The sequence below is a fragment of the Stenotrophomonas oahuensis genome (genome assembly GCF_031834595.1).
In the GTDB taxonomy this organism is placed as follows: domain Bacteria; phylum Pseudomonadota; class Gammaproteobacteria; order Xanthomonadales; family Xanthomonadaceae; genus Stenotrophomonas; species Stenotrophomonas oahuensis.
The window spans coordinates 3,020,576-3,046,378 of sequence record NZ_CP115541.1 but is presented as its reverse complement, the minus strand read 5'-3'; the positions used below and the strand labels follow the sequence as shown (position 1 = coordinate 3,046,378).

The window sequence follows — 25,803 nt, the reverse complement described above, 5'->3', positions numbered from 1 at the left end:
CGGGGATGCGAGAATCCGAAGACCACCAAGGAATCACCGGTATGGCTACCCGTAACCGCATGCCGCCCTGGCACGAGATCTTCAAGGCCCCCAGTGGGCACGAACTGCTCATCCGTCCGATCCGGCCGGAAGACAGCGCGCCATTGCAGGCATCGTTCAGTCTGTTTGGTCCGGAAGAAATCCGCGACCGTTTCCTGCAGTCGGTGACCGAGCTGTCGCCGGACACCACCCAGCGCCTGACCCATCCCAACCCCAAGACCGAAATCACCCTGGTGGCCGCCGAATCGGTGCCCGCCGGTGAAGCGGTGGTGGGCGCGGTGGCCCGCGCTTCGATCATCTCCGGTACCCGCGACGCCGAGTACGCCATCCTGATCAGCCGCTTCCTGGTGGGCCAGGGGCTGGGCCGGCAGCTGATGCGCAAGCTGGTGAAGTGGGCGCGCGGCAAGTACCTGGACCGCCTGTATGGCGATGTGGCCGAAGAGAACGAACCGATGAAGCAGCTGGCCGCTTCGCTGGGGTTCAAGCCGATGCCGCACCCGCAGGGCACGCCGGGGCTGGTGCGGATGGTACTTGAGCTGGATAGTTGATCGCGGTTGCCGGCCAGCGGCCGGCACTACCGGCGTGACCCGGTGACCACGGCACCGTCTGCTAAAATCGCCGGCTCATGTCACGTATCTCCTACTCCGCTCCGCCGCTGCCGAGTGCCGGCCAGCTCCGCGCCTGGTGGCGCGCTCCCGCTTCGGCCACTGCGCTGGCGTGGCACATCGCCCGCGCCGCGCAGACGCATGACGGCCCGTTGCTGGTCATCGCCCGCGACAACCATGGGGCGAACCAGATCGAAGCTGATCTGCATACCCTGCTGGGCGCGGATGACAGCCTGCCCGTAGTGGCGTTCCCGGACTGGGAAACGCTGCCCTACGACGCCTTCAGCCCACACCCCGACATCATTTCCCAGCGCCTGGCCGCGCTGCACCGCCTGCCCACGCTCAAGCGCGGCATCGTGGTGGTGCCGGTGCAGACGCTGCTGCAGCAGCTGGCTCCGCTCAAGTATGTGATCGGTGGCAGCTTCGACCTGAAGGTTGGCCAGCGCCTGGATCTGGATGCGGAGAAGCGGCGGCTGGAAGCGGCGGCCTACCGCAACGTGCCGCAGGTGATGGACCCGGGCGACTTCGCGGTGCGCGGCGGGCTGCTGGATGTGTTCCCGATGGGCGCGGATGCCCCGCTGCGAGTGGAACTGCTGGACGAAGACATCGACTCGATCCGCGCCTTCGACCCGGAAAGCCAGCGTTCGCTGGACAAGGTTGACGCGGTGCGCATGCTGCCCGGCCGCGAAGTGCCGCTGGACGAGCTGAGCGTGTCGCGGGTGCTGGCCACCCTGCGCGAGCGCTTCGACGTCGATACCCGGCGCAGCGCGCTGTACCAGGACCTGAAGTCCGGGCTGGCACCGGCCGGCGTGGAGTACTACCTGCCGCTGTTCTTCGACCAGACCGCCACGCTGTTCGACTACCTGCAGCCCAACGTGCTGCCGGTGCTCGCCACCGGTGTGGGCGAAGCGGCGGCGGCATTCTGGGCGCAGACCCAGAACCGGTACGAGCAGCGCCGGCATGACGTGGAACGGCCGCTGCTGGCTCCCACCGAGCTGTATCTCACCCCCGAAGGCCTCAATGCGCACCTGAACACCTTGGCGCGTGTGGAGGTCTGGGCTGCGGACCATCCGCGCATCGCCGAGGCGCAGCCGCTGGGCGACCAGCCACTGCCGCCCCTGCCGGTGGCCGCGCGCGATGCACCTGCGGGCGAAGCCCTGAAGTCGTTCCTGGGCCACTACCCCGGCCGCGTGCTGATTGCCGCCGATTCACCAGGGCGCCGCGAAGCGTTGCTGGAAGTGCTGGCGGCCGCCGAACTCAAGCCGCCAGTGGTCCCCGACCTGCCGGGGTTCCTGGCCGACGACAGCGCGCGCTTTGCGATTACCGTGGCCCCGCTGGAAGACGGCTTCGCGCTGGAAGCACCGGCGTTGGCCGTGCTGACCGAGCGCCAGTTGTTCCCGGAACGTGCCGGCACCACCCGGCGCAGCCGCCGGGTCGGCCGCGAACCCGAAGCGATCATCCGCGACCTCGGCGAGCTGACCGAAGGTGCCCCCATCGTCCATGAAGATCACGGTGTGGGTCGTTACCGTGGCCTGATCGTGCTCGATGCTGGCGGCATGCCGGGCGAATTCCTGGAGATCGAGTACGCCAAGGGCGACCGCCTGTACGTGCCGGTGGCCCAGCTGCACCTGATCAGCCGCTACAGCGGTGCATCGCCGGAAACCGCGCCGCTGCATTCGCTGGGCGGCGAGCAGTGGACCAAGGCCAAGCGCAAGGCCGCTGAAAAAGTCCGCGACGTGGCCGCCGAACTGCTGGAAATCCAGGCTCGCCGCCAGGCCCGTGCCGGCTTGGCCCTGCACGTCGACCGGGCGATGTACGAACCTTTCGCGGCCGGCTTCCCGTTCGAGGAAACCCCGGACCAGCTGGCCGCCATCGACGCCACCCTGCGCGACCTCGCCAGCAGCCAGCCGATGGACCGCGTGGTCTGCGGCGACGTCGGCTTCGGCAAGACCGAAGTGGCCGTGCGCGCGGCCTTTGCCGCCGCCAGTGCCGGCAAGCAGGTCGCGGTGCTGGTACCGACCACCCTGCTGGCCGAACAGCACTACCGCAACTTCCGCGACCGCTTCGCCGATTACCCGCTGAAGGTGGAAGTGCTGTCGCGCTTCAAGACCAGCAAGGAGATCAAGGCCGAGCTCGAGAAGGTGACCGCCGGCACCATCGACGTCATCGTCGGCACCCACCGGCTGCTGCAGCCGGACGTGAAGTTCAAGGACCTGGGCCTGGTCATCGTTGACGAGGAGCAACGCTTCGGCGTGCGCCAGAAGGAAGCGCTGAAGGCGATGCGCGCCAACGTGCACCTGCTGACCCTGACCGCCACGCCGATTCCGCGCACGCTCAACATGGCCATGGCCGGGCTGCGCGACCTGTCGATCATTGCCACGCCGCCGCCGAACCGGCTGGCGGTGCAGACCTTCATTACCGCCTGGGACAACGCGCTGCTCAAGGAAGCCTTCCAGCGTGAGCTGTCGCGCGGCGGCCAGCTGTATTTCCTGCACAACGACGTGGAAAGCATTGGCCGCATGCAGCGCGACCTGGCCGAATTGGTGCCGGAAGCCCGCATCGGCATCGCCCACGGGCAGATGCCCGAGCGCGAACTGGAACGGGTGATGCTGGATTTCCAGAAGCAGCGCTACAACGTGCTGCTGTCGACCACGATCATCGAATCGGGCATCGACATTCCCAACGCCAACACCATCATCATCAACCGCGCCGACCGCTTCGGCCTGGCCCAGCTGCACCAGCTGCGTGGCCGTGTCGGCCGTTCGCACCACCGCGCCTATGCCTACCTGGTGGTGCCGGACAAGCGCGCGATGACGCCAGATGCGGAGAAGCGCCTGGAAGCGATTGCCTCAATGGACGAGCTGGGCGCTGGCTTCACCCTGGCCACGCATGACCTGGAAATCCGCGGCGCCGGCGAACTGCTGGGCGAAGACCAGAGCGGCCAGATGGCTGAAGTGGGCTTCAGCCTGTACACCGAGCTGCTGGAGCGGGCGGTGCGCAGCATCCGCCAAGGCAAGCTGCCCGATCTGGACAGCGGCGAGGAAGTGCGCGGTGCGGAAGTGGTGCTGCACGTGCCGGCGCTGATCCCGGACGACTACCTGCCCGATGTGCACACCCGCCTGACCCTGTACAAGCGCATCAGCAGCGCGCGTGACAGTGCCGAACTGCGTGAGCTGCAGGTGGAAATGATCGACCGCTTCGGCCTGCTGCCAGATCCCACCAAGTATCTGTTTGCGATTGCCGAGCTGAAACTGCAGTGCAATGCGCTGGGCATCCGCAAGCTGGAACTGGGTGAGGCCGGCGGCCGCATCGTGTTCGAGGCCAAGCCGCAGATCGACCCGATGGCGGTGATCACCATGATCCAGAAGCAGCCCAAGCTGTACACCATGGATGGCCCGGACAAGCTGCGCATCAAGGTGCCGCTGCCCTTGCCCGAAGACCGCTTCAATGCGGCAAAGGCGCTGTTGACGACGCTGACACCCGGCTGAAACCCTGCCTGGTCTTGCACTATCGCGGTGACTTCCGGATTCTGTGAGGCGGCCAGCCATGGCCGCCATACCATTCGAGGAGCTTCACCCATGCAAGGATTCCTTCGCACCGCCGCCCCGCTGGGGCTGCTGCTGCTCAGCCTGGCCCCCGCGGCCCACGCCCAACAGAACAGCGACGACATTGCCCCCCCCTGCCTGTCGCGCGCGCAGATTACCGCCAGCGTCAATCCGGCGGTCATGATGGCCGCCCTGCCCCGCTGTCTGCAGGAAGGTCGGACCCAGGAGGCGATTGACCTGTACAACTTCGCCGGGGTGTTTTCAAATTTCGACCGCCAGCGCGTGGCCGACGAATCGGCACACGGCGTGTATTCCGCAATGAAGGCGGTCATCGGTGAGTCGATGGGCGAAGAAGCCCAGACCCGCTTCAATGACGCGCTGAGGGCCCAGCTGGCCCCGGACAAGGCACCGGCCTACATCGCCGGCGTCTGCAAGCATGCCAAGCGCATCGGTCCGCCCAGCTACGCGCCCACCTACATGCTGAATCACGGTATGGCCGCTTTCACCGGCAAGGGCGGTGGCCTGGTACCGGATTTCAATCCGCAGCAGGGCTGGCAGAACACCTTGTCCAACTACCTGAAGTGCCCGGGCTGATCCCGGGCGTTTCAAGAGCACCCGACCAACGGTCGGGTGCTACCCAGGCTTGCAGCAGTCACGACCGTTGGTCGTGATCCCCGTGCAGGTAGGTCACGACCGTTGGTCGTGATCCCGCTGCAGGTAGGTCACGACCGTTGGTCGTGACCCACGCAATCACCAGATCACCACACGCTTGTTGTCAGCGCGCACCATCGCGTCACCGGCCTTGCACTCGAACGCCGCGGCAAACGACGGCATGTTCGACGGCGCGCCGTTGGCACGGAAGTTGGCCGGGGCATGCGGGTCGGTGTTCAGACGCACGCGCAGCTCACCGTCGGTGAAGTTGCGACGCCACACGGTGGCCCAGTTCATGAAGAAGCGCTGGTCCTGGGTGTGGCCATCGACCTCCACATTGGCCTTCGGGTCTTCCTTCAGCGCCATCTGCAGCGCGTCGTACGCCACGGTCAAACCGCCCAAGTCGCCGATGTTCTCACCCAGGGTCAGCTTGCCCTTCACGTTCACGCCCGGCAGCGACTCGTAACCATCGAACTGCGCGACCAGCTGGTCGGTACGGCCCGTAAAGGCCTTGCGGTCGGCGTCGGTCCACCAGTTGTCGAAGTTGCCGTTGGCGGCGAACTGGCTGCCGGAATCGTCATAGCCGTGCATCATTTCGTGGCCGATCACCGCGCCGATGCCGCCGTAGTTCAGTGCCGGGTCGGCCTTGGCGTCGAAGAACGGAGCCTGCAGGATCGCGGCCGGGAACACGATCTCGTTCTTGGTCGCGTTGTAGTAGGCGTTGACGGTCTGCGGGGTCATGCCCCACTCGGTCTTGTCGACCGGCTTGCCGATCTTGTTCAACATGTAGCGGTAGTTGAACGCACGCGCGGCCTGCATGTTGCCTAGGTAGCTGTCGGCATTGGTTTCCAGGCCCGACCAGTCACGCCACTTGTCCGGGTAGCCGATCTTCGGGGTGAAACTGGCCCACTTTTCCAGTGCCTTCTTGCGGGTGTCCTCGCCCATCCACTCCAGCTTCTCCAGGCGCGCCTTCAGCGCCACCGAGAGATTCTCGACCAGGTGCTGCATCTGCACCTTGGATTCGGCCGGGAACACGGCGTCGACGTACAGCTGGCCGAGGCCTTCGCCGATCGAGGTGTTGACCGAATCGAGCACGCGCTTCCAGCGCGGCTGCATTTCCTTCTGGCCGCGCAGGGTGGTGCCGTAGAAGTCGAAGTTGGCCTTCTCGAAGTTGCTGCTCAGGTAGGGCGCGGCATCATCGACGGTGTGGAAGCGCAGGTAAGCCTGCCAGGTGCTGGCCGGTACGTCGGCAAGCATCTTGTCCACTTCGCTGAAGAAGCCCGGCTGGGCCAGCGAGAACTTCTGCGCGGCCGGCACCTTCAGGGTGTCGAACAGCGCGGTCCAGCTGAAGTTCGGGGTCAGCTTGTCGGCTTCAGCCGCGCTGACCGGGTTGTAGCGCTTGGCCGGGTCGCGCAGTTCGATGCGGGTCAGCGAGGCCTTGGCCAGGCGGGTTTCAAAGTCCATCACCGCCTTGGCATCGGTCTTGGCCTGCGCGGCGTCAACGCCGGACAGGGTCAGCACCTGTTCGATGTAGGCGACGTAGGCGTCGCGGATCTTGGCCTGGGCGTCGTCGATGTAATAGCCCTTCTCGGGCAGGCCGAGACCGCCCTGGCCGACGTAGGCGATGACGTTGGCCGAATCCTTGTAATCGGCATTGGCGAACAGCGAGAACAGCACGCCCTGGCCCTGCGCCTGGCTGTCGCGCAGGTAATGGGTGATGGCGGCGGTGTCGTTCAGCGCGGCGATCTTGTCCAGCTGCGGCTGCAGCGGGGTGATTCCAGCGGCTTCGATCTTGGCTTCGTCCGAGCCGGTCTTCCAGATGTCGCCGATCTTGGCTTCAACGCTGCCGGCCTTGGCCTGGCTGCCGGCGGCCTGCTGCACCAGCGCGTGCTGCACTTCCAGCGAGCGCTCGCGCAGGATCTCGAAGCTGCCCCAGGTGGTCTGGTCGTTCGGCACCGGGTTGGCCTTCAGCCACTTGCTGTTGACGTACCCGTTGAGGTCGGTACAGGCGGCAATGGCGGGGTCGAGGTCGGCGCTGTTGAGCGAGATCAGCGGGGTCTTGATCTGCGACTGATCAAACGCCGCCTTGGCCGGGGTGGCGTCGGCGGCGGGGGCGTCGGTCTTGCCGCAGGCGGCAAGCGAGGCGGCAATGGCAACGGTCAGGCCCAGCGGGGCCAGCTTGGTAAAGGTCATGCGTCACTCCGGCTGCAGTTGGAAGCATTGCCCGCAAGGCGGGCAATCTCACAGCCTAGCGCGGGAGGTGCGCAGGGCGGACCGGCCAAAGGTCACAGGGTCCGCATGGAAAAAGCAGCCGGGCAGAGCCCGGCTCTACGGCGTCGACGGTTACTTGGCCTTTCCTTGATTCGCCACGGCCTCGGCCGCCTTGCGCGCCGCTTCCGGGTCGCCCAGGTAGCGGAACGACTGCACGCTGAGGTCGTCGTTCAGTTCAAACAGTAGCGGAATGCCAGTCGGAATGTTCAATTCCAGGATGGCTTCCTGCGAGACGTTGTTGAGGTACTTGTACAGCGCGCGCAGCGAGTTGCCGTGTGCGGTGACCAATACGGTCTTGCCGTCCTTCAGCTGCGGCGCGATCGAATCGAACCAGTACGGCAGCACGCGCTCCAGCGTGGTGGCCAGCGACTCGGTGCCCGGCAGCGCATTGCGGTCCAGGCCGGCGTAACGACGGTCGTGGATCGGGTGGCCCGGGTCTTCCAGGTCCATTGGCGGCGGCGGAATGTCGTAGGAACGGCGCCAGATCTTGACCTGGTCCTCGCCGTGCTTGGCGGCGGTTTCGGCCTTGTCCAGACCCTGCAGACCACCATAGTGACGCTCATTCAAGCGCCAGCTCTTGCTCACCGGCAGCCAGTCCTGGTCCAGCTCGGCCAGGGCCCCCTGCAGGGTGTGGATGGCGCGCTTGAGCACCGAGGTGTGGGCCACGTCGAACTGCAGGCCCTCTTCGCGCATCAGCTTGCCGGCGGCAGCGGCCTCGCGGCGGCCCTGCTCGGTCAGTTCCACGTCCACCCAGCCGGTGAAGCGGTTGTCCAGGTTCCACTGGCTCTGGCCGTGGCGCAACAGTACGAGTTTCCGGGTCACTGCAGTATCTCCAACAGGTGGCAAGGCAGACCGCCATTGTAGCGGCAACCCTGCCCCCTGCCCCGCTCAGGCGTGCGGGTGGCCGTGGTGGCCCTGGGCGTCCGGGCCGCGCCGGCTGTGGCCATGGTCGTGAGGGTGGCCGGCGTGGTCGTGCCCATGCGCATGATCGTGCCCGTGGCCGCCCGCTGGCCTGCCATCGGCGCAGTCATCCCCACAGTGGTCCACTTCGACCTGCAGGGTCACGTGGTCGATGCCAAAGTCTTCGTGCAATGCGCTGCCCAGCTGGCGGCGCAGGCCGTCGGCGTCCACACCGTCGGCCATCACCACATGGGCGGTAAGCGCGGGCGTGCTGGAAGCCAGTGCCCATACGTGCAGGTCGTGCACGTCGCGCACATCGGGATGGGCACACAGGCGCGCGCGCACGGCGTCGACCTGGATGCCCTTGGGCACGCCTTCCAGCAGCACGTTGATGGCTTCACGCATCAGCACCCAGGTGCGCGGCAACACCCACAAGCCGATCAGCACCGCCAGTATCGGGTCGATCACCTTCCAGCCGGTCCAGCGGATCAGCAGCGCGCCCACGATGACCGCCACCGAACCAAGCATGTCGGCCCACACTTCCAGGTAAGCCCCTTTTACATTGAGGCTTTCGCCGCTGCCCGCGCGCAGCAGGCGCATCGAGATCAGGTTGATCGCCAAGCCGAAGGCGGCGATCACCAGCATGCCGGTGGAGGCAATCTCCACCGGTTGGCGGAAGCGCGCGATGGCTTCCCACAGAATGTACGCGGCGACCACGAACAGCAGCGCACCGTTGATCATCGCGCCCAGCGCTTCCAGCCGCGCGTAGCCGTAGGTGCGGCGCGCGTCCGGGGGACGCCGACTCAACCGCACCGCCACCAGCGCGATCATCAGTGCCAACGCATCGGTGGCCATGTGCGCCGCGTCGGACAGCAGCGCCAGGCTGTTGGTCCAGAATGCGCCTACCACCTCCACCAGCAGGAACGTGCTGGTCAGCCCCAGCGCCCACCACAGCGGCTTCTCGTGGCGGATCTCACTGGGGAGGTGATCGTGGTCGTGACCCATGGCAACAGCTCCTGTGCAAGGCCTACAGGCTAGCGCGGTGGAACGTGAGGAGACTATTACGGTGTTTATAACATTGCAGGAACGACGCCCGCGGGCCGCGACCAATCGTCGCAGGTGCGACAACTTCGCCTACATCTTTGCGATCAGGCACCGATACTGATGTTTTGAGTCATAGGTCACAGTTCCGTGCACACGATATCGATGGACCGCGCCAGCCAGGCGTTGATCGCCGCCTGGCAGCTCAGCCTGCAGGAAGCCGGCGCGGAGGCGATGGCACTGATGCAGCAGATGGCCCCTGAAGTGGCTCCCGCGCTGGCGGAAAACTTCTATGCGGTACTGCTGGAAGATCCGCGCGCCGCGCGCTACCTGTCACACGATCAGGTTCGCCAGCATCTGCAACCCTCGATGCAGCGCTGGCTGCAGCAACTGCTGGTGACCATTCCGGCGTCTGTGCCCACCAGTGTGGCCGCGCAGCGGGTGATCGGTGACGTACACGCCCGCGTCGGCATCCCGGTGGATCTGGTGACCCGCGGTGCCCGCGTGATCAAGCGGCACCTGTTCGCCGAGCTGCAGGACCGCGCGCCGAGTGCCGACGTTGCCTTCCGCGCGATCAATGCGCTCAGCGCGGTGATCGACATCGCCATGGAAGGCATGACCCTGGCCTATGCGCATGCACGCGAACGCTCGGCGCGCACCGACTCGGCCTATCGCCTGTTCTCGCTGGTGCAGAATGTCAGCACCGAACGCGAGCGGCAGCGCGCCCTGCTGCTGGACTGGGAGAACGGCCTGCTGTACGCCATGGCCAGCCAGCGTGCAGAGACGGAAGGGGCGTGGCTGGCCGAATCCGAATTTGGACTGTGGTTTACCCACAAGGGCCGCCCCAGCTTCGGCGAAAGCAGCGAAACCCAGCAGATCGACGCGCTGATCAAGCGCATCGATGCGCGTCTGCCCGATGCGTTGACGCACAGCGACTTCCGTACCCGCATGCGTGCCCTGCTGCACATCCGCAAGAAGCTGGAGCAGATCCGCACCCTGCTCGGCATGCTGTTCGAGCGGGTGGGCGAACTGGACGCCGGCAGCGACGCCCTCACCCACCTGCTCAACCGCCGCTTCCTGCCGACCGTGCTGCGCCGGGAGATCGAACTGGCGAGCAGTTCGCATACACCGTTCGCCGTGCTGCTGCTGGACCTGGACCACTTCAAGGTGATCAACGACACCCACGGCCACGACGGTGGCGACCGCGCCCTGCAGCACGTGGCCGGGCTGCTGAGCCAGTTCACCCGTGGCAGCGACTACCTGTTCCGCTATGGCGGCGAGGAGTTCGTGATCGTGCTGGTGGCCGCTACCGTGGACCAGGCGGTGTCGATTGCCGAGAACCTGCGCGGCCATATCGCACGCAGCCCGCTGACCCTGCCCAGCGGCCAGGAACTGGCGCTGACTGCCAGCATCGGCGTGGCCGCGCACGACGAGCATCCGGATTTCGAGCATCTGATGGCGCGCGCCGATGCCGCCATGTACGAGGCCAAGAAGCGCGGTCGCAACCGCGTGGTGCTTGCGAGCGACGACCTGCCGCCCGCCCCCGACCGGCGCATGCAGCACCGCCGCTGACCGTTGCGGTGGGCCCGTAGAGCGGGGCTTGCCCCGCTGGACGTTCGCCGCGAACAGCAGCGGGGCAAGCCCCGCTCTACGACCTGTCAAGCTACGACCGTAGGTCGTGGCATCCCCCAAACGGGGGATACGCCCCATGTGACGATCTCAAATAATAGTGAGTCGCAATTGCCACCCCGTTCTCAACGACATCCACGATGTCCATCCCCCCCTCCCGCGTACCGCCTGCCCGGCGCAAGGGCAATGCCCAGTTGTGGGCGCTTGGGCTGCTGGCGCTGATCGGCGGCTATGCCGTGGCGGCGGCCTGGGCCGACGGCCTTGCGCGCCTGCTGCCGGGCAGTCCCGCTGACGCCGCGCTGGTCGCCACCATGGCGTCCTTCGTGGTCTATGCGCTCGCCGCGATCTGGGCCTATGCCGCACGCAGCACCCCGCGTGCGGTACTGGGATTGATCACGGCGATCGCCCTGGGCGCAGCGCCCGCCGCGCTGCACGCGCTGGGGCTCGCATGAGCCAGGGATTCCGTCAGTCTCAGGCGGTGCTGCATACGTGGTCCGGGCTGGTGGTCGGCTGGGTGCTGTACCTGATTTTCATTGCCGGCACCGCCAGCTACTGGCGCAACGAGCTCACCCGCTGGATGCAGCCGGAACTCGGGCTGCCCGCAACGTCTGACGTTGCACTGGACCACGCACAGCACTTCCTCGCGCACACCGCGCCTGACGCCAAACGCTGGTCGATTGAACTGCCGGGCTCCCGCAGTAATGCCACCACCGTGCGCTGGCAGCCCAAGGACGCACCAGAACCGAAACGCGGCCAGCCCAATCCGTGGCAGGCCACGCTGGATGCCTCAGGCAATCCGGTGCAGGCGCGCGACACCCGCGGCGGCGATTTCTTCTATCGGCTGCACTTCGACCTGCACTATGTGCCGGCGCTGTGGGCGCGCTGGTTCGTCTGCTTCTGCACGATGTTCATGCTGGTGGCGATCATCAGCGGGGTGATCACCCACAAGAAGATCTTCGCCGACTTCTTCAGCTTCCGCCGTGGCAAGGGCCAACGCAGCTGGCTCGATGGCCACAACGCGCTGGCGGTGCTGTCGCTGCCGTTCCACCTGATGATCACCTACACCGGACTGATCACCCTGATGACGGTGTATATGCCATGGGCGGTGCAGGCGAAATTTGGCAGTCGTGATGCGTTCTTCGCCGAGCTGTTCCCGCGCGAGGCCAAGGTGCAGCCCGCGGGGCAGCGCGTGGTGATGCCGGCGCTGGCAACGCTGATGGACAGCGCGCAGCGGCAATGGGGAGATGGCCATGCCGCTTCCGTGGTGGTCGACCACCCCGGCGACGCGGCCATGCGCATCACCTTCCGCCGCGACAGTGGCGACCGCATCGCCGACAACGGCGAGGCGCTGCGCTATGACGCCCAGGGCGCGCTGCAGAGTCCGGTTACCGAGCGCTCGGCGGCGGTGTTCGCCCGCGATGGCATGATCGGCCTGCATGCGGCACGCTTCGCTCCCACGCTGATGCGCTGGCTGTTCTTCCTGTCCGGCGTGGCCGGCACGCTGATGGTGGCCACCGGGCTGGTGTTGTGGACGGTGAAACGGCGCGAGCAATTGCCCGATCCGGTTCGACCGCCGCGCGCGTTCCGCTTCGTGGAGCGCATGAACATCGGTTTCGTTGCCGGCCTGCCACTGGCGATGCTGGCGTTCCTGTGGGGCAACCGGCTGCTGCCGGTCAGTCTGGACGCCCGCGCCCAAGCCGAGATCAGCGTGTTCTTCGCCGCGTGGGTGTTGTGCCTGCTGCATGCCAGCCTGCGTGCGCCGCGCCGTGCGTGGGTGGAGCAGTTGTCCGTCGCCGGTGTACTCGGGCTGCTGCTGCCGGTGTTCAACCTGCTGGCCTGGAAGGGTGGACTGTTCAGTGCTTTCGCGGTGGGCGACGCCGCCACCGCCGGCATCGACCTGGGGCTGGCGCTGATTGGCGTGGCCCTTCTGTGGACAGCACGCAAGGTACACCGCCATGTGCCGGTGGCGCGTCGCGGCCGCGCCTCGCGTGACACCCCGCTGGTCGCAGGCGGAGCGGGCGCATGAGCATGCTGGCCTGGCTGCTCGCGGTCGCTGGATTCACTGCGTTGGCGCTGTCGATGGATCGCCACCATCGCGACGTATTCGGCGTCTTGCCGTCCCGGTGGCGGAGCCGTGGCCTGCGTCTCGCAGGGTGGACCGCGCTCACCGCTGGCATGGCCTGCTGCATTTCCGGCTGGGGTGTTGCCTACGGCGTGATCGCGGGCCTGGGTGTCCTGGCCGCCGCTGCCGCCCCTCCTATGTTTTGGCTCAGCTACCGGACCGCCCCGCGTGCGCGTCCTTCGCCAGGCGCTCCGCCCGCCCGCGCCCCGCGCGATCCCGCTTCCTGATTTCCGCTACCCCGAGGTTTCCATGATCCATCCTTCCCTGACCGGCGCGCCGCGCCGGAACACCTTGGCGCTGTGCCTGGCACTGGCTGCTGCGCCTTCGCTGGCGTTGGCGCAGAGCGCCGCCAATGCACCGACCACCACCGAGCTGGACAAGGTGCTGGTCACCCAGCGCACCGAGGGCTACCAGGTCTATGGCACCAACACCGCCACCAAGCTGCCGCTGACCCTGCGAGAAACCCCGCAGTCGCTGACCGTGTTCACCCGCCAGCGGATCGAGGACTTCAACTTGATCACCATCGCCGAGGTGCTGCAGCAGACCCCGGGTGTCACCGTGCAGTCCTACGACAGCAACCGCACGCTGTTCAATGCGCGCGGATTCACCATCAACAACTTCATGTTCGACGGCGTGCCCACCAACTACACCACCGGTGCCGGCGGCAATTCGATCCTGAGCGACACCTCCATCTACGAGCGCATCGAAATCGTGCGCGGGGCCAGCGGCCTGGTCACCGGATCGGGCAATCCGTCTGCCACGGTCAACATGGTGCGCAAGCGCCCTACCGACACCTTCCAGGCCAGCACCAGCCTCAGCGCCGGCTCCTGGGACTACCGCCGCGCGGAAGTGGACGTCGGCGGTCCGCTGACCTCCGGTGGCCGCGTCCGCGGTCGCTTCGTCGGGGCCTACACCGACAAGGAAAGCTGGGTGCGCTTCCAGCACGACATCTCGCCCAGCCTGTATGGCGTGATCGAGGCCGACCTGACCGACAGCACCCGCCTGCGCGCCGGCATCGATTACCTCAAGACTGCCTCGGATGGCGGTGCCTGGAGCGCTTCGCCTCTGTACTTCCGCGACGGCAGCCGCGCGGTGATGCCGCGCTCGTACAGTGCCGCCGCACGCTGGAACGAATGGAACCGCGAAAGCACCAATTACTTCCTTACCCTGGAGCAGCAGCTGGGCGCGGGCTGGAACGGGCGCATCGCGTACAACCACCGCGCCACCGACACCGACTCGCTGCTGCTGGCCGGCTCCAACACCGGCAACTGGGCCGACCCGGTCACCGGCCTGGGACTGCGCATTGCCGATACCTACTCAGTGTCAGAAACCCGCGAAGACGCCTTCGATCTGTATGCCTCCGGTCCGTTCCAGCTGTTCGGCCGCCAGCACGAGTTGGTCGTGGGCGTGAACCACTACGACCGTGACCTGGACACGATCCGCGCCGGCATCACCTCGCGTCCGTACAACGTGGCTGCCTTCCCCAGCATCTTCAGCTGGGACGGGAACATCGGCAAGCCGACCACGTTCAACTACGGCATTCCGTCCAGCACGGTCAACACCACCGAGACGGGCTACTACGCCGCCGCGCGCCTGAACCCGATCGACCCGCTGAAGGTGATCGCCGGCGTGCGCTACTCGGACTACCGCACCACGACCGACAACTTCGACGTCAACGGCAACTTCACCGGCCGCAGCGCACGCACCACCGCGCATGAGCCCACGCCCTACTTCGGCGTGCTATACGACCTGAGCGCGAACATCACCGCCTTTGCCAGCTACTCGGACGTGTTCCAGGCCACCGCGCTGCGTGACATCAACAACCAGCTGCTGGATCCGGTCACCGGAAGCAACTACGAGTATGGCTTCAAGGGCGAGTTCTTCGGTGGCCGCCTGTACGGTTCGCTCAATGGCTTCTACATGAAGCAGGACAACGTGGCCACGCGCGACCCGGCCGGGGCCGACGTAATCCTGCCCGACGGCGGCGTGCCCTACATTGCCAGCAAGGGCATCGAGACCAACGGTGCGGAGTTCGAGGTATCCGGTTCAATCACCGACCACTGGAGCATGACCGGCGGCTACACCTACGCCTACAGCACCAACCCGGATGGCAGCCGCTTCGCCAGCACCAGCCCCATGCAGCTGGCGCGGTTCAACACCACGTATCGTCGCGGTGACTGGATGGTCGGCGGTGGCTTCACGGTACAGAGCGAGATCTACCAGCTGCAGCCCATTCCCACCGGTCGCTTCACCGCGGCCGGCGCACCGATCACCGCCACCGGCAAGATGCGCCAGGGCGGCTACATGTTGTTTGACCTGATGGGGCGCTACCGCATCAACGACAACATGAGCGTGGGTGTGACCGTGACCAACGTGTTCGACAAGGTGTATTACCGGAATGTGGGCTTCTTCAATTCCGGGTACTGGGGTGAGCCGCGTCGGGTGTTGTTCAACCTGCGCGCGAATTTCTGACCACATCGGGCGCGGCGTTCTGGATGGGTGGGGCGGTTTGGGGCTACGTTGACACGCATGGCGTGTCACTACGTAAGATGGCCTTCTTTGAGGTTGGAACTGCCCATGACGTTGCGCCCGGTATTGGCTTCCGCTCTTTTGCTCGCGGCTGCGTTCGGCACTTCCGCCCGCGAGGTTGCCGCGCCTGCCGAGCACGTTGATGCGGACGGCCCCTATGTGTTTCTGACCGGAGACGGCCATCAGGCACAGTGGGTATGCGACGACCATGTGGTACGGCGGGATCTGCCTGCGCGCGGCTCCACCACGGTGGTACTGCCCGAATGCGGGTATCCGCATGCGCTGGACATCGGGCCACTGCTGAGCCCCGCGCCCGCACGTCTGCCGGCAGTGCCACGCATCGTGGCCCTGTCCGACATCCATGGCCAGTACGGTCTTCTGGTGCAGCTGCTGCGCGCACATCACGTGATCGACGACCAGGACCGCTGGTCGCTGGGCACCGCCACCCTCGTGGTGGCGGGCGATGTCTTTGACCGCGGGCCGCAGGTCACTGAAGCCTTCTGGTTGTTGTACAGCCTGCAGCAGCAGGCGGCCGATGCCGGCGGCGCGGTGCACTTCGTGCTGGGCAACCACGAAACCATGGTGCTGTACCGCGACCTGCGCTATGTCAATCCCAAGTATCTCAAGAGCGCTCGCCTGCTCGGCCGTACCTATCCGGGGTTGTATGCCGCCGATTCGGTGATCGGCCAATGGCTGCGCACTCGCCCGGCGCTGCTGCAGATCGGCGACACCTTGTTCCTGCACGGCGGCATAGCCGCGGAGAACGTGGATCTGGTGCAGGCGCTGGATGCCACCAATGCGCTGTACCAGGCTTCTCTCGGCCTGCCCCGTGAACAGGTCAAGGCCGCGCCGGACAGCGCGCGCCTGTTTGATGGCAAAACCAGTCCGATCTGGTTCCGTGGCTACTTCGATGGGCGCATGGACACGCCGCAGGTGGATGCTCTGCTTCAGCAGTTGAGGCTGAAGCGGATCGTGGTCGGACACACGTCGATGCCGCATGTGAGCACGTTCCATGGTGACCGCATCATCGCGATCGACAGCAGCATCAAAAACGGCGAGAACGGGGAGCTGCTGTTCATCGAGGACGGCGTGCTCAGCCGTGGCTTGCTGGACGGGTCACGGGTACCGCTGGCCGAAGGGGTGATTGGTACCTCCGATTGATGGCGGGGTTGCGCGCCATGCGACACATGTCGCACACTTGCGACACCACATCCATCAGGCTGTCGCCATGGTCCGTCCCCCGACCCCCTCCAACGCCGAGCTGGAACTGCTCAAGTGCCTGTGGCGGCTAAACGCCTGCAGTGCCCGCGAACTGCACAACGGCATCGCTGCCAGCCTGGAGTGGTCCTACTCCTCCACGCGCAAGACGCTGGAACGGATGGTCGACAAGGGGCTGGTGACGGAAACCAGCGAACACGGCCTCAATGTCTACCGCGCCCAGGTCGGCAAGGTCGCCACGCTGGCAGCCTTGAGCGCAGATTTCGCCCGCCGTGTGCTGGAACTCGACGGCGCGCTGCCGGTGCAGGCCTTCGCCGACAGCCGCCTGTTGAGCGAACAGGAACTGCAGCAACTGGAGGCCTTGCTGCACGCCCCCGACCCGGATGACGCCGCATGAGCGCGCTGCCCCCGCAGACCTGGATGTTGCTGGCGCTGGGCAGCGTGGCCAGCGCCGCGCTTGCGCTGGCCCTGGGTCGCACGGTGCAGCGGCTGTGGCCGCAGGCGGTGTCTACCCCGGGCGTGTGGTTTGCGGCGTGGTGTCTGGCGGTGCTTCCTCCCCTGCTGTCGGTGCTGCTGGCAGGCTTGGCCCCGGTCCCGCTGGCGGCATTGCCAGTTGCGCTGCCCCATCCGCTGGCGCTGGACAACCCAGCGACAACCCTCGATGCAGTCGTCCCGCCTGGGCGGGGCTGGCCCTCACTGGGGGGTGTACTGATGACGGCCTGGCTGCTGGGTTCGGCCCTGGCGCTGTTGCGCCTGCTCACCGGAAGCTGGACCGCGTACCGGGTGGTGCGCGACGCATCGGAGGTCATTGACGCGTCCAACTGGCCTGGCCCGGCAAGCACGCAGCAGGCGCTTTCCCTGCGCGCACAGGGCATCACGGTGCGCTTTACCTCACACGCGATGACCCCGTTCGCCGTGCGCTGGCCGCGACCGACCATCGTGCTGCCTGAAAGTGCGCTCCACCACTTCAGCGACCTTCAGCTACGCCTTGTTCTGCGGCATGAAGCCGCGCACCTGGAGCGTGGTGATCCGCAACGCGCCGGCGCTATGGCAATGGTCGGTGCGCTGCTGTGGTTCAACCCGTTGGTGCGGCATATCGCTGCCCGTGTGCAGATGGCCGCCGAGCTGCGCTGCGACGCCATGGCACTGGGCGGCGACGCCGCGGCCGGCCGCAGTTTTGCCATTGCCTATCTGGCCGCGCTGCGCCTGGCCGGACACGGCAGCGCGCCGAGCCCGGTGACCGCGCTGACCCACCGCGACATGGCCGGCCACCAGCTGCGCCTCCAGCACATGCTGCGCGGTGGCAGCGCACTACGAACTTCGTGGACAGGTCGTGTTGCCGTGCTCGCTGTATTGTTGGTCAGTGGTGCCGTCATCACCGTTGTACAGGCGGCCGTGCTGTCACCGGCTCCGCTGCCGCGGTTGACCACCCTCAGCAGCATCAGCGCGACGATGGCACCGGCATCGATCTCTCACCTGGCCGCAGCGGGACAACGCTTCAGCGCACCGCTGGCGCAGGTACGCATCAACAGCCACTTCGGCGACAGCGGCGGCATCCGTCAGCGCGCGCACCGTGGCACCGACTTTGCTGCCCGCGTGGGTACGCCGGTGATGGCACCGGCGGATGGCGTCGTGTCGGCAGCCACAGCGCATTACCCCGAGGGCGATCAATACGGCACGGTGGTCGTGATTGATCATGGCAACGGTTGGCAGAGTCTGTTCGCGCACCTGGACAGCACCTCGCTGCAGCCGGGCCAGCGTGTGCGGCGCGGTGATCTGGTTGCGCACAGTGGACGCAGTGGGCGCGTGACCGGGCCGCACCTGCACTGGGAGCTGTTGTTCAACGGTGAGCGTGTGGATCCGCTGAAGCATCTGCAGTAGCGCGGATCGCGACAGCGGGGCAAGCCCCGCTCTACGAAGGACGTTCCCGTCAGCGGGGCAAGCCCCGCTCTACGAGAGACAAGAGGTTGTTGCATGCCTGCACGTTGCCCTGCCCTGCTGGTGTTGCCCGCGTTGCTGGCTGCACCTGCCGCCGCTCAATCGCCCCCCGCGACCGAACTGGACACCGTGCAGGTGCAGGTCGAGCGCTACGACGCGCGTCGCGATGACGGTGCCACACGCATCGTGTTTGATGCGGGCGCGCTTCGCCAGTACGGCGACACCGCCCTGCTGGACGCGCTCAAGCGGCTACCCGGCGTCAGCGTGGTGGCCGGAGCGCCGGGCCGACCCGGCGGCGTTACCCTGCGCGGACTGGGCAACGGATACACGCAGATTCTGATCAACGGGCAGAAGGCACCGCTGGGATTCGATCTGGATTCGCTGACCCCGGAAATGGTCGAGAAAGTCGAGATTCTGCGCGCACCTACCGCCGACCTGCGCGGCGAAGCCATTGCCGGAACCTTGAACATCGTGCTGGTGTCCGGTGCCGAACGTGATAGCGACACGGTCACCGCGAACTGGAGCGTGAACAACGGCCGCAGCACACCGTCCGTGTCCTGGCAGCGCAGTCGTCGCAGCGAAGGCCGCAGCCATACGATCACCACCACCGCCACGCGCCGTGCGTTTCTGGTCGAGGAAGCCTCCACCGAAACCGTGAATGACGCCACGGGGCAGCCCACAGCGCTCCGCCAGAGCGCACTCCGCGCCAGTGGTACCCGGGAAGCGCTGGTGGTCACCCCCAGCCTTGAGCTCACCTTCGACAACGCCGATACACTGGCCCTGCAGGCCTACATCGACGCCAGCCGCTTCCAGCGCCACATCGACATCGACTGGGACACGCAACTGGGCGAACCACTGCTGCACACTCAGTACCAGCAGCAGACGACGATAGATCTGATACAGGCCAACGGCAGTGCGGAGTGGACACATGCCCTGGACACCGGCGGCAGCTTCAGCAGCAAATTGGCGCTGGGGGGCAATCACGAACGCTACCGCTATCGCGAGCAGGGCCAGGACACACAGGGCCAGCAGAACCTGGACGACCACACCGACGCGCGCCTGAACGTGCGCAACGCCAACAGCACCGGCAAGTGGGCGCTCCCGTCGCGTGGCCGGCACACCCTGCAGCTGGGTTGGGAAGCCAGCCTGGACCACCGCGACGAGGAACGGCTCCAGCAGTTGCGCCCCATCTCGGGTCTCCCTGGCAGCATCAGCGACCTTTCCTTCGATGCCGAGGTCGGGCGGCTGGCGGTGTATGCGCAGGACGACATCGAACTATCCCCACGCTGGTCGCTGTACCTGGGCACGCGTTGGGAGCACATCAGCACGCGCAGCAGCGGCAGTGGTTTCGATCCTGTCCGGCAAACCGACAGTGTGCTCTCCCCCATTCTGCAGTCACGCTGGAAGCTGCCGGGCACTGGTGATCGTCAACTGCGCCTTGCACTCACGCGCACCTACAAGTCGCCGACGCTGGGTTCGTTGATTCCACGCCCGTACACCTCCACCAACAACCGGCCATTGAACCCTGACGAACAGGGCAATCCGGCCCTGAAGCCAGAGCTGGCGACCGGCGTTGACCTTGCCTACGAGGCGCAGCGAAAGAACGGCGTGCAGTGGAGCATCGGCGGCTATGCGCGTCGTATCCGCGACGTGGTGCTGACCGACACGACCCTGCGCAACGGGCGTTGGGTGGCGACGCCACGCAATGGGGGTTCCGCGCGCAGCTGGGGCGTGGAGATGGATGCGAAAGCACCATTGCACGCGCTGATCGCAAACGCGCCGGATATCACGCTGCGCGCCAATGCCACCTACAACGCATCGCGGGTGGATGAGGTGCCCGGGCCCGACAACCGATTGGACGGGCAACTGCGTTTCACCGGTTCAGTGGGCGCGGATTATCGGATCGATCCGCGCTGGAATACCGGGGCCAGCTATACGTGGCGGAGCGGCGATCCCACCCGGGTGAGTACCTGGCAGACCGACCTTGAAGGGTGGAATCGCGAGCTGGATGTGTATGTGGTTCGCGCTTTCGGGCCGCGCAACAAGCTGCGGCTGAGTGTGGGCAACCTGCTGCATCCGGATACGCGTTCGGGTCAGCGTCTGCAGGATGAAAACGGCACGCAGGTATTGCAGCGGGAACGTCGCATCACGCCCACCTGGCGCCTGCAATGGGAGCTGGCGTTGTAGAGCGGGGCTTGCCCCGCTGAAGGCACCGCGCAAACAGCAGCGGGGCAAGCCCCGCTCTACGCCAATCACCGCCTGTAATGGCGATCCCAGGCCCATCACGCCTTACGGCGTCGACGGCACCGGCGTACGTTCCGGCACCACCACCACGCGCGGCCGGCTCGGCAGCGAATGCCGCAGAATGCGCCACACCACCTGCCCGAACTGCTTCGGCAGCGAGCCGGTGTTGTAGTGCTGGCCATAGCGCTGGCAGATCTCCCGCACTTCCACCGCAATGGCGGCATAGCGGTTGGCCGGCACGTCCGGATAGAAATGGTGTTCGATCTGGTGGCTCAGGTTGCCGGTCATCAGGTTCATCACCTTGCCACCGGCGATGTTCGACGAACCACGCAGCTGGCGCAGATACCAATGTCCGCGCGTTTCATCACGCACGCATTCCTTCGGGAAGGTCTCCGCATCGGCGGTGAAGTGCCCGCAGAAGATCACCACGTACGTCCACACGTTGCGGATCAGGTTGGCGACCACGTTGCCCAGCAGCACCGGCAGGAAGAACGGGCCGGCCAGCGCCGGGAACAGGATGTAGTCCTTGAACACCTGCTTGCCGACCTTGCGGCCCACCGGGCGCGACTGCCGCAGCAGCTGCTTGAAGGTCATCTTGCCGGCCAGCAGGCGGCCGATCTTCAGGTCCTGGATGGCGATGCCCCACTCAAACAGCAGCGCGAAGACCACGGCGATGACCGGCTGCATCAGGTAGAAGGGACGCCAGCGCTGTTCCGGGAAGATGCGCAGCAGGCCGTAGCCGATGTCGTCATCCAGCCCACGCACATTGGTGTAGGTGTGATGGCGGAAGTTATGGGTCTTGCGCCAGTTGTCGGCGGTGCCGACGATGTCCCACTCGTAGGTGCTGCCCTGCAGCTGCGCGTCGCCCATCCAGTCGTACTGGCCGTGAATGACGTTGTGCGCCAGCTCCATGTTTTCCAGAATCTTGGAGATGGCCAGCAGCGCCACGCCGGCAATCCACGCCGGAATCAGCACGCTGTGCACGAACGCACCGAGGAACAGCAGCGCGCGACCGGCCACGCCGGTCCAGCGCACGCCCGCCACCACACGGCGGATGTAGCGCGCATCGGACGCGCCCAGGGTGGCGACATGGCGCGCACGCAGCGCGTCCAGTTCATCGCCGAAGGTCTGCAGTTCGCTGGCCGACAACACGCGGTTTTGCACGGAAGACATGCTCAAAGCTCCAGAATCAGATCGGTGCTGGCGCTGTTCACGCACAGCCGTACTTGCGAGGCCGGTTCGGCCGCATGTTCGCCGGTCAGGATGTTGCGGGTGACCCCGCTGACCTTGCCGCAGACACAGGTATTGCAGATGCCCATGCGGCAACCGCTGGCCGGACGCAGGCCTTCGGCTTCCAGTGCAGCCAGCAGCGCAGTGCCGCGCGGCAGTTCCAAGGTGCGGCCACTGCGGCGCAGCTCGACCTGCACGGTGCCGGTTTCCGCGGCGACGTCATTGGTCGCCGGCGGACTGAAGGCTTCAGCGTGGAAACCAGCCACCTGCCCCTGCAGGCAGATGCGCGCGCTTTCCACGAAGCCGGCGGGGCCACAGGCCATGACCTGCGCAGCGCTCAGATCGCCCAACGCGCTGAAGTCGTAATCACCCACGCGCACAGCCGGATTCAGCGGATCGCGGGTCAGCGCCAGATGCACGCGCAGGTTCGGATGGCGCGCGGCCAGGGCGTTGAACTCATCCACGAAGCACAGCGCTTCCCGGGTCTGCGCCCAGTACACCAGCTCCACACGGCCCGGCACGCCAGCGGCCTGCAACTGGCGCAGCAGCGCGCGCATCGGGGTGATGCCGCTGCCGGCGGCCAGCAGGACCAGCGGTGCCGCAGGCACCGTGGACAAAGTCATCTCGCCGAAGGCCGCGCCCAGCTCGAATACATCGCCGGGTTGCGCCGCATGGGACAGATGCTGGCTGACCGCGCCTCCGGCGACCGTCTTCACCGTGATCGCCAGGGTGCCGTCGTCCAGCAGGGTCGGGCTGTAGCTGCGGCTGAGCCGGCGGCCGTCCACTTCCACACCCAGATTTACGTGCTGGCCCGGCTGCAGGCCCTTGAAGTGCCGGTTCGGGCGCAACACCAGGGTCACCGCGTCGGCACTGGCCGCCTCACGGGACACCAACCGGGCCCTCGCGCGGCGCAGGGTCCACAGCGGGTGCACCTGCCCCGCCCAGAAATCGAACAATTCTTCCGAGACCCAGTTGCGGGGTAGCAACGGGTTGCGGCGACGGACAGCAGGAAGGACTCGAGCGTTCATGCCGCCACTATACGACCGAGCATACAGGTGTGTATACAGTTGTATATCGCCCGGACCGGCTATGATTCATCTGATGACCGCCCAGCCCTCCCTGACTGCCACCGACCTTGCCGTATCAACGGCGGATGAGACACACCCGGCACGCAAGGGGGCGATCTCCCGGGATGACCTGCTGGCCGCCGCGCTGGCGCTGATCGGCCCGCACCGCAGCGTTTCCACGCTGAGCCTGCGTGAAGTGGCACGCGAAGCCGGCATCGCCCCGAATTCGTTCTACCGCCAGTTCCGCGACATGGACGAACTGACCGTGGCGCTGATCGACCTGGCCGGGCGTTCACTGCGCACCATCATCGGCCAGGCCCGTCGGCGCGCCGCCTCGTCCGACCGCAGCGTGATCCGGGTATCGGTGGAAACCTTCTTCGAGCAGCTGCGCGCCGACGACCGTCTGCTGCACGTGATGCTTCGCGAAGGCAGCGCCGGCTCGGACGCGTTCAAGCACGCGGTCGAGCGCGAACTGAATTACTTCGAAGAAGAACTGTGTGTGGATCTGATCCGGCTGGCGGCCGCCGACAACGGCGCGGTCCTGCACGAACCGCATCTGGTCGCCAAGGCCATCACCCGGTTGGTGTTCGCGATGGGCGGCAGCGCGCTGGACCAGCCGCCGGAAAAGGATCCCGAGCTGATTGATCAGCTCTCGCAGATGCTGCGCATGATCATCACCGGTGCGCGCACCATCGCAGGCAATCCGCCAACGCGATAAAAGAACGGCCAGCTACACGCTGGCCGCTCGATCCCGGTAGTGCCGGCCGCTGGCCGGCAACCAGGTAAATCCACATATCAACCGATTACGGATAACGCCGCTCGCAACGGCGCTCCACCACCCGGTCGCCATTCTTGGACTGCTGGTTGCCCTGGATGTGCCGGCCTGCAGCACCACCGGCAACCGCACCGGCCACCGTAGCCACCTTCTTGCCGTTACCACCGCCTACCTGGTTACCCAGCAGACCACCGGCCACCGCACCAATCGCGGTACCGGTGATGCGGTTCGGGTCCTTGCTGTTGCGCTGCACTTCAACATTGTGGCAAACCACCTTGCTGCCATCGTTGAAGCGGCGACCTTCGTCCTTCGGTCCGTACGTCTGCGCCGAAGCAACGGCGGAAAAGGCCAGCAAGCTGCCCAGGCACAGCATCTTGAGTTGGGTCTGCATGGTCGACTCCTATGGGTGAAACATGCGTCCAGTGTCGGCACCCACTGTGCAAGCGACCGTGAAATCAGGTGTAGGCGAAGTCAAAGGATAGGCTGCGATTCAGCATGTGAATCGCAGCCAACGTGCTCAGCGCACCTTGTACAGCACTGCAGCGCCAGGGCGCGGCTCGAACGCCGGCACGGTCTGCTGGGTCAACGCGGTGCCCTTTTCATCCCACACCAGTGTTTCGACCGGATACTCATCCTTGCGGGTCATCTGGTCGATCTGCTTGACGATCACCGTGGCAGCGGCCGGCACTTCAGGATTCCACGCGAACACGCCCACGCGGCCGTAGAACACCGCCGGCGCACTGGCATCGAGGCGGCGGTCCGGGCACATCACCAGACCACGGTCCAACATCACCCGCAGTGCGCCCACCGGCACTTTCTTCACCGTGGGCGTCGTGCGCTCGGTGCTGTGGCCAGGGCAGACGTTTGCAGAGCGGGTGACCATATGCTCGGCAACCTCACGGTCGGATTGAGCGAAGGCCAGCGCCGGGCTGAGAGCGAGCGTGAGCAGTGCGAACGTAGACGTCCGGGTCATGGTGAGGCTTCCTGATTGGGGTCATGCAACCTTAACAGCCGCACATTGCACAGATGCAAAGGCAGCGTGACGGCCCTCAGTGCTGCGCCAACGCGTACTTTCGTTCCCCCGCCAGCACCGCCAGTCGCACCGGCTGCGCATTCGCACCCTTCTGCGCCAGCCGGTTTTCCGGAGGCGGCAGCGGGCACGTGGCATAGTCGGTGTAGGCGCACGGAGGGTTGTAAGCGCGATTGAAGTCCAGCGTGACGCTGCCGTCGGCGGCAACCGCATCGGTATGCAGATAGCGCCCGACGCCGTAGGTCTGTCGCCCTGTGGTCTGGTCCTGGAACATCAGGTTCAGGCCTTGCGCCGGGTCACCCAGCGCCTCCAGCCGCCACGTCCGCCCGTCTTTCTCAAACACCACGTAACCCGGATTCGGCGAATTGTTGATTTCGCCGATCACGCTGGCAATCGGCAGCGTCTTGCCGGCCGCGTGCGCAACGAAGCGGGCTGGGACGCGCCAGGCTTCATCGGCCGGGAAGAAATCGAGGCCGGCAAACCCCACGCGCGCCGGTGCATCGGCATGCCGCACGCGCAGCGCCAACCGCTGCCCACGCTTGATCGCGGTAATTTGCCCCTTGCCCTGGTCGTAGCCCAGCTTGGTGGCACCGCCCTTCCCTTCCGGCAGCAACTGCACTTCGCCCTGCAGCGGTTTGCCGTCGGCGGTAATGCGCGCTCCTTCGGCGGGTTTGAAATACAACCCGTCGGTGCGCTGTTCCAACTGACCGAGACGGTCCGGGCCTATCGCAAGCCGGATACCGTTGTCCTTGCCTGCGCCCACGTTCTGGCGTCCCGCTTCAATCCAGTGCAGGCCGATCAAGCTGACCCAGCCATCAGGTTTGCGTAGATCGGCTGCGCGCTGCTGCACCCACGCGGCGTGTTCCTGCTGGAAGCGGCTGGGTGCCGGTGCAGCTGCACTGGGGCTGCAGGCGGATGCGAACACGGCCGCCATCGCGGAAAGAGCAAGTGCGTAGGTCTTCATGCAGT

Annotated in this window: 21 protein-coding genes; 13 read left to right on the top strand and 8 right to left on the bottom strand. The window is 66.1% G+C overall.

The genetic code is table 11. The annotated features are described in order from the left end of the window. Window positions 1-41 precede the first annotated feature (41 nt). The 3 genes from PDM29_RS13575 to PDM29_RS13565 all read left to right on the top strand — a co-directional run bounded on the left by PDM29_RS13575 (window position 42) and on the right by PDM29_RS13565 (window position 4,783). Window positions 42-587, top strand: a complete 546-nt coding sequence (locus tag PDM29_RS13575) for a GNAT family N-acetyltransferase (protein WP_125358321.1) — start codon at window positions 42-44, stop codon at window positions 585-587. A 77-nt stretch (window positions 588-664) separates the two neighbouring features. Beyond that, window positions 665-4,132, top strand: a complete 3,468-nt coding sequence (gene mfd / locus PDM29_RS13570; protein ID WP_311190635.1) for a transcription-repair coupling factor — start codon at window positions 665-667, stop codon at window positions 4,130-4,132. Between the two features lie 90 nt (window positions 4,133-4,222). Then, window positions 4,223-4,783: a hypothetical protein gene (locus tag PDM29_RS13565; RefSeq protein WP_311190634.1), complete on the top strand. Its 561-nt coding sequence runs from the start codon at window positions 4,223-4,225 to the stop codon at window positions 4,781-4,783. A 156-nt stretch (window positions 4,784-4,939) separates the two neighbouring features. Here PDM29_RS13565 and PDM29_RS13560 read toward each other — a convergent pair whose 3' ends face one another. The 3 genes from PDM29_RS13560 to PDM29_RS13550 form a co-directional block, all read right to left on the bottom strand. Continuing rightward, complete coding sequence (locus PDM29_RS13560) at window positions 4,940-7,033, bottom strand: M13 family metallopeptidase (RefSeq protein ID WP_311190633.1); 2,094 nt, start codon at window positions 7,031-7,033, stop codon at window positions 4,940-4,942. Between the two features lie 150 nt (window positions 7,034-7,183). After that, window positions 7,184-7,933 carry a 2,3-diphosphoglycerate-dependent phosphoglycerate mutase gene (gpmA, locus tag PDM29_RS13555; protein ID WP_311190632.1) on the bottom strand — a complete coding sequence of 250 codons (750 nt, stop codon included), beginning with the start codon at window positions 7,931-7,933 and terminating at the stop codon, window positions 7,184-7,186. Between the two features lie 66 nt (window positions 7,934-7,999). Next, window positions 8,000-9,016, bottom strand: a complete 1,017-nt coding sequence (locus tag PDM29_RS13550) for a cation diffusion facilitator family transporter (protein ID WP_311190631.1) — start codon at window positions 9,014-9,016, stop codon at window positions 8,000-8,002. A 186-nt stretch (window positions 9,017-9,202) separates the two neighbouring features. Here PDM29_RS13550 and PDM29_RS13545 point away from each other — a divergent pair, with 186 nt between their 5' ends. The 9 genes from PDM29_RS13545 (at window position 9,203) to PDM29_RS13505 (ending at window position 20,675) form a co-directional block, all read left to right on the top strand. Next, on the top strand, window positions 9,203-10,624 hold the full coding sequence (locus PDM29_RS13545) for a GGDEF domain-containing protein (protein WP_425508674.1): 1,422 nt from the start codon (window positions 9,203-9,205) through the stop codon (window positions 10,622-10,624). A gap of 197 nt (window positions 10,625-10,821) precedes the next feature. Continuing rightward, entirely contained in the window at window positions 10,822-11,133 is a 312-nt protein-coding gene (locus PDM29_RS13540; RefSeq protein ID WP_311190629.1) for a hypothetical protein, read from the top strand. Further along, window positions 11,130-12,707, top strand: a complete 1,578-nt coding sequence (locus PDM29_RS13535) for a PepSY-associated TM helix domain-containing protein (RefSeq protein ID WP_311190628.1) — start codon at window positions 11,130-11,132, stop codon at window positions 12,705-12,707. Before PDM29_RS13540 ends, PDM29_RS13535 begins: the two co-directional genes overlap by 4 nt. Continuing rightward, on the top strand, window positions 12,704-13,030 hold the full coding sequence (locus PDM29_RS13530; RefSeq protein ID WP_311190627.1) for a DUF3325 domain-containing protein: 327 nt from the start codon (window positions 12,704-12,706) through the stop codon (window positions 13,028-13,030). Before PDM29_RS13535 ends, PDM29_RS13530 begins: the two co-directional genes overlap by 4 nt. Window positions 13,031-13,052: 22 nt before the next feature. After that, a complete protein-coding gene (locus tag PDM29_RS13525; RefSeq protein WP_311190626.1) occupies window positions 13,053-15,275 on the top strand; it encodes a TonB-dependent siderophore receptor in 2,223 nt (740 codons plus the stop codon). Window positions 15,276-15,380: 105 nt separating this feature from the next. Then, entirely contained in the window at window positions 15,381-16,493 is a 1,113-nt protein-coding gene (locus tag PDM29_RS13520) for a metallophosphoesterase (RefSeq protein ID WP_311190625.1), read from the top strand. A 67-nt stretch (window positions 16,494-16,560) separates the two neighbouring features. Then, window positions 16,561-16,947 carry a BlaI/MecI/CopY family transcriptional regulator gene (locus tag PDM29_RS13515; protein ID WP_311190624.1) on the top strand — a complete coding sequence of 129 codons (387 nt, stop codon included), beginning with the start codon at window positions 16,561-16,563 and terminating at the stop codon, window positions 16,945-16,947. After that, the gene (locus PDM29_RS13510) at window positions 16,944-18,431 is read left to right on the top strand and encodes a peptidoglycan DD-metalloendopeptidase family protein (protein ID WP_311190623.1); all 1,488 of its coding nucleotides are present in this window, start codon (window positions 16,944-16,946) and stop codon (window positions 18,429-18,431) included. Before PDM29_RS13515 ends, PDM29_RS13510 begins: the two co-directional genes overlap by 4 nt. A 93-nt stretch (window positions 18,432-18,524) precedes the next feature. Beyond that, window positions 18,525-20,675, top strand: a complete 2,151-nt coding sequence (locus tag PDM29_RS13505; protein ID WP_311190622.1) for a TonB-dependent receptor plug domain-containing protein — start codon at window positions 18,525-18,527, stop codon at window positions 20,673-20,675. Window positions 20,676-20,777: 102 nt separating this feature from the next. Here the strand turns inward: PDM29_RS13505 and PDM29_RS13500 are convergent, their stop codons facing one another. Continuing rightward, entirely contained in the window at window positions 20,778-21,905 is a 1,128-nt protein-coding gene (locus tag PDM29_RS13500) for a fatty acid desaturase family protein (RefSeq protein WP_311190621.1), read from the bottom strand. A gap of 2 nt (window positions 21,906-21,907) precedes the next feature. Continuing rightward, the gene (locus PDM29_RS13495) at window positions 21,908-22,990 is read right to left on the bottom strand and encodes a ferredoxin reductase (protein WP_311190620.1); all 1,083 of its coding nucleotides are present in this window, start codon (window positions 22,988-22,990) and stop codon (window positions 21,908-21,910) included. A 73-nt stretch (window positions 22,991-23,063) separates the two neighbouring features. Between PDM29_RS13495 and fabR the strand changes: the two genes are divergently transcribed. Continuing rightward, the gene (gene fabR / locus PDM29_RS13490; RefSeq protein WP_311190619.1) at window positions 23,064-23,747 is read left to right on the top strand and encodes an HTH-type transcriptional repressor FabR; all 684 of its coding nucleotides are present in this window, start codon (window positions 23,064-23,066) and stop codon (window positions 23,745-23,747) included. Between the two features lie 85 nt (window positions 23,748-23,832). On the opposite strand, the gene PDM29_RS13485 is transcribed toward fabR, so the two are convergent. From PDM29_RS13485 to PDM29_RS13475, 3 genes are all read right to left on the bottom strand, one after another. Then, window positions 23,833-24,195, bottom strand: coding sequence for a glycine zipper 2TM domain-containing protein (locus tag PDM29_RS13485; RefSeq protein WP_311190618.1), 363 nt, complete (start codon window positions 24,193-24,195; stop codon window positions 23,833-23,835). 126 nt (window positions 24,196-24,321) lie between these two features. Beyond that, window positions 24,322-24,777: a hypothetical protein gene (locus PDM29_RS13480; RefSeq protein ID WP_425508673.1), complete on the bottom strand. Its 456-nt coding sequence runs from the start codon at window positions 24,775-24,777 to the stop codon at window positions 24,322-24,324. 76 nt (window positions 24,778-24,853) lie between these two features. Further along, a complete protein-coding gene (locus PDM29_RS13475; RefSeq protein ID WP_311190617.1) occupies window positions 24,854-25,798 on the bottom strand; it encodes a DUF1684 domain-containing protein in 945 nt (314 codons plus the stop codon). Between the last annotated feature and the right edge of the window lie 5 nt (window positions 25,799-25,803).

Excerpts from the sequence above, each read along its gene's own strand:
- PDM29_RS13560 (WP_311190633.1), bottom strand. The coding sequence starts at position 7,033 with ATGACCTTTACCAAGCTGGCCCCGCTGGGCCTGACCGTTGCCATTGCC.
- PDM29_RS13565 (WP_311190634.1), top strand. The coding sequence starts at position 4,223 with ATGCAAGGATTCCTTCGCACCGCCGCCCCGCTGGGGCTGCTGCTGCTC.
- mfd (WP_311190635.1), top strand. The coding sequence starts at position 665 with ATGTCACGTATCTCCTACTCCGCTCCGCCGCTGCCGAGTGCCGGCCAG.
- PDM29_RS13520 (WP_311190625.1), top strand. The coding sequence starts at position 15,381 with ATGACGTTGCGCCCGGTATTGGCTTCCGCTCTTTTGCTCGCGGCTGCG.
- PDM29_RS13480 (WP_425508673.1), bottom strand. The coding sequence starts at position 24,777 with ATGACCCGGACGTCTACGTTCGCACTGCTCACGCTCGCTCTCAGCCCG.
- PDM29_RS13475 (WP_311190617.1), bottom strand. The coding sequence starts at position 25,798 with ATGAAGACCTACGCACTTGCTCTTTCCGCGATGGCGGCCGTGTTCGCA.
- PDM29_RS13485 (WP_311190618.1), bottom strand. The coding sequence starts at position 24,195 with ATGCAGACCCAACTCAAGATGCTGTGCCTGGGCAGCTTGCTGGCCTTT.
- PDM29_RS13540 (WP_311190629.1), top strand. The coding sequence starts at position 10,822 with ATGTCCATCCCCCCCTCCCGCGTACCGCCTGCCCGGCGCAAGGGCAAT.
- PDM29_RS13535 (WP_311190628.1), top strand. The coding sequence starts at position 11,130 with ATGAGCCAGGGATTCCGTCAGTCTCAGGCGGTGCTGCATACGTGGTCC.
- PDM29_RS13500 (WP_311190621.1), bottom strand. The coding sequence starts at position 21,905 with ATGTCTTCCGTGCAAAACCGCGTGTTGTCGGCCAGCGAACTGCAGACC.
- fabR (WP_311190619.1), top strand. The coding sequence starts at position 23,064 with ATGACCGCCCAGCCCTCCCTGACTGCCACCGACCTTGCCGTATCAACG.
- PDM29_RS13505 (WP_311190622.1), top strand. The coding sequence starts at position 18,525 with ATGCCTGCACGTTGCCCTGCCCTGCTGGTGTTGCCCGCGTTGCTGGCT.
- PDM29_RS13550 (WP_311190631.1), bottom strand. The coding sequence starts at position 9,016 with ATGGGTCACGACCACGATCACCTCCCCAGTGAGATCCGCCACGAGAAG.
- PDM29_RS13515 (WP_311190624.1), top strand. The coding sequence starts at position 16,561 with ATGGTCCGTCCCCCGACCCCCTCCAACGCCGAGCTGGAACTGCTCAAG.
- PDM29_RS13575 (WP_125358321.1), top strand. The coding sequence starts at position 42 with ATGGCTACCCGTAACCGCATGCCGCCCTGGCACGAGATCTTCAAGGCC.
- PDM29_RS13495 (WP_311190620.1), bottom strand. The coding sequence starts at position 22,990 with ATGAACGCTCGAGTCCTTCCTGCTGTCCGTCGCCGCAACCCGTTGCTA.
- PDM29_RS13510 (WP_311190623.1), top strand. The coding sequence starts at position 16,944 with ATGAGCGCGCTGCCCCCGCAGACCTGGATGTTGCTGGCGCTGGGCAGC.
- PDM29_RS13530 (WP_311190627.1), top strand. The coding sequence starts at position 12,704 with ATGAGCATGCTGGCCTGGCTGCTCGCGGTCGCTGGATTCACTGCGTTG.
- PDM29_RS13525 (WP_311190626.1), top strand. The coding sequence starts at position 13,053 with ATGATCCATCCTTCCCTGACCGGCGCGCCGCGCCGGAACACCTTGGCG.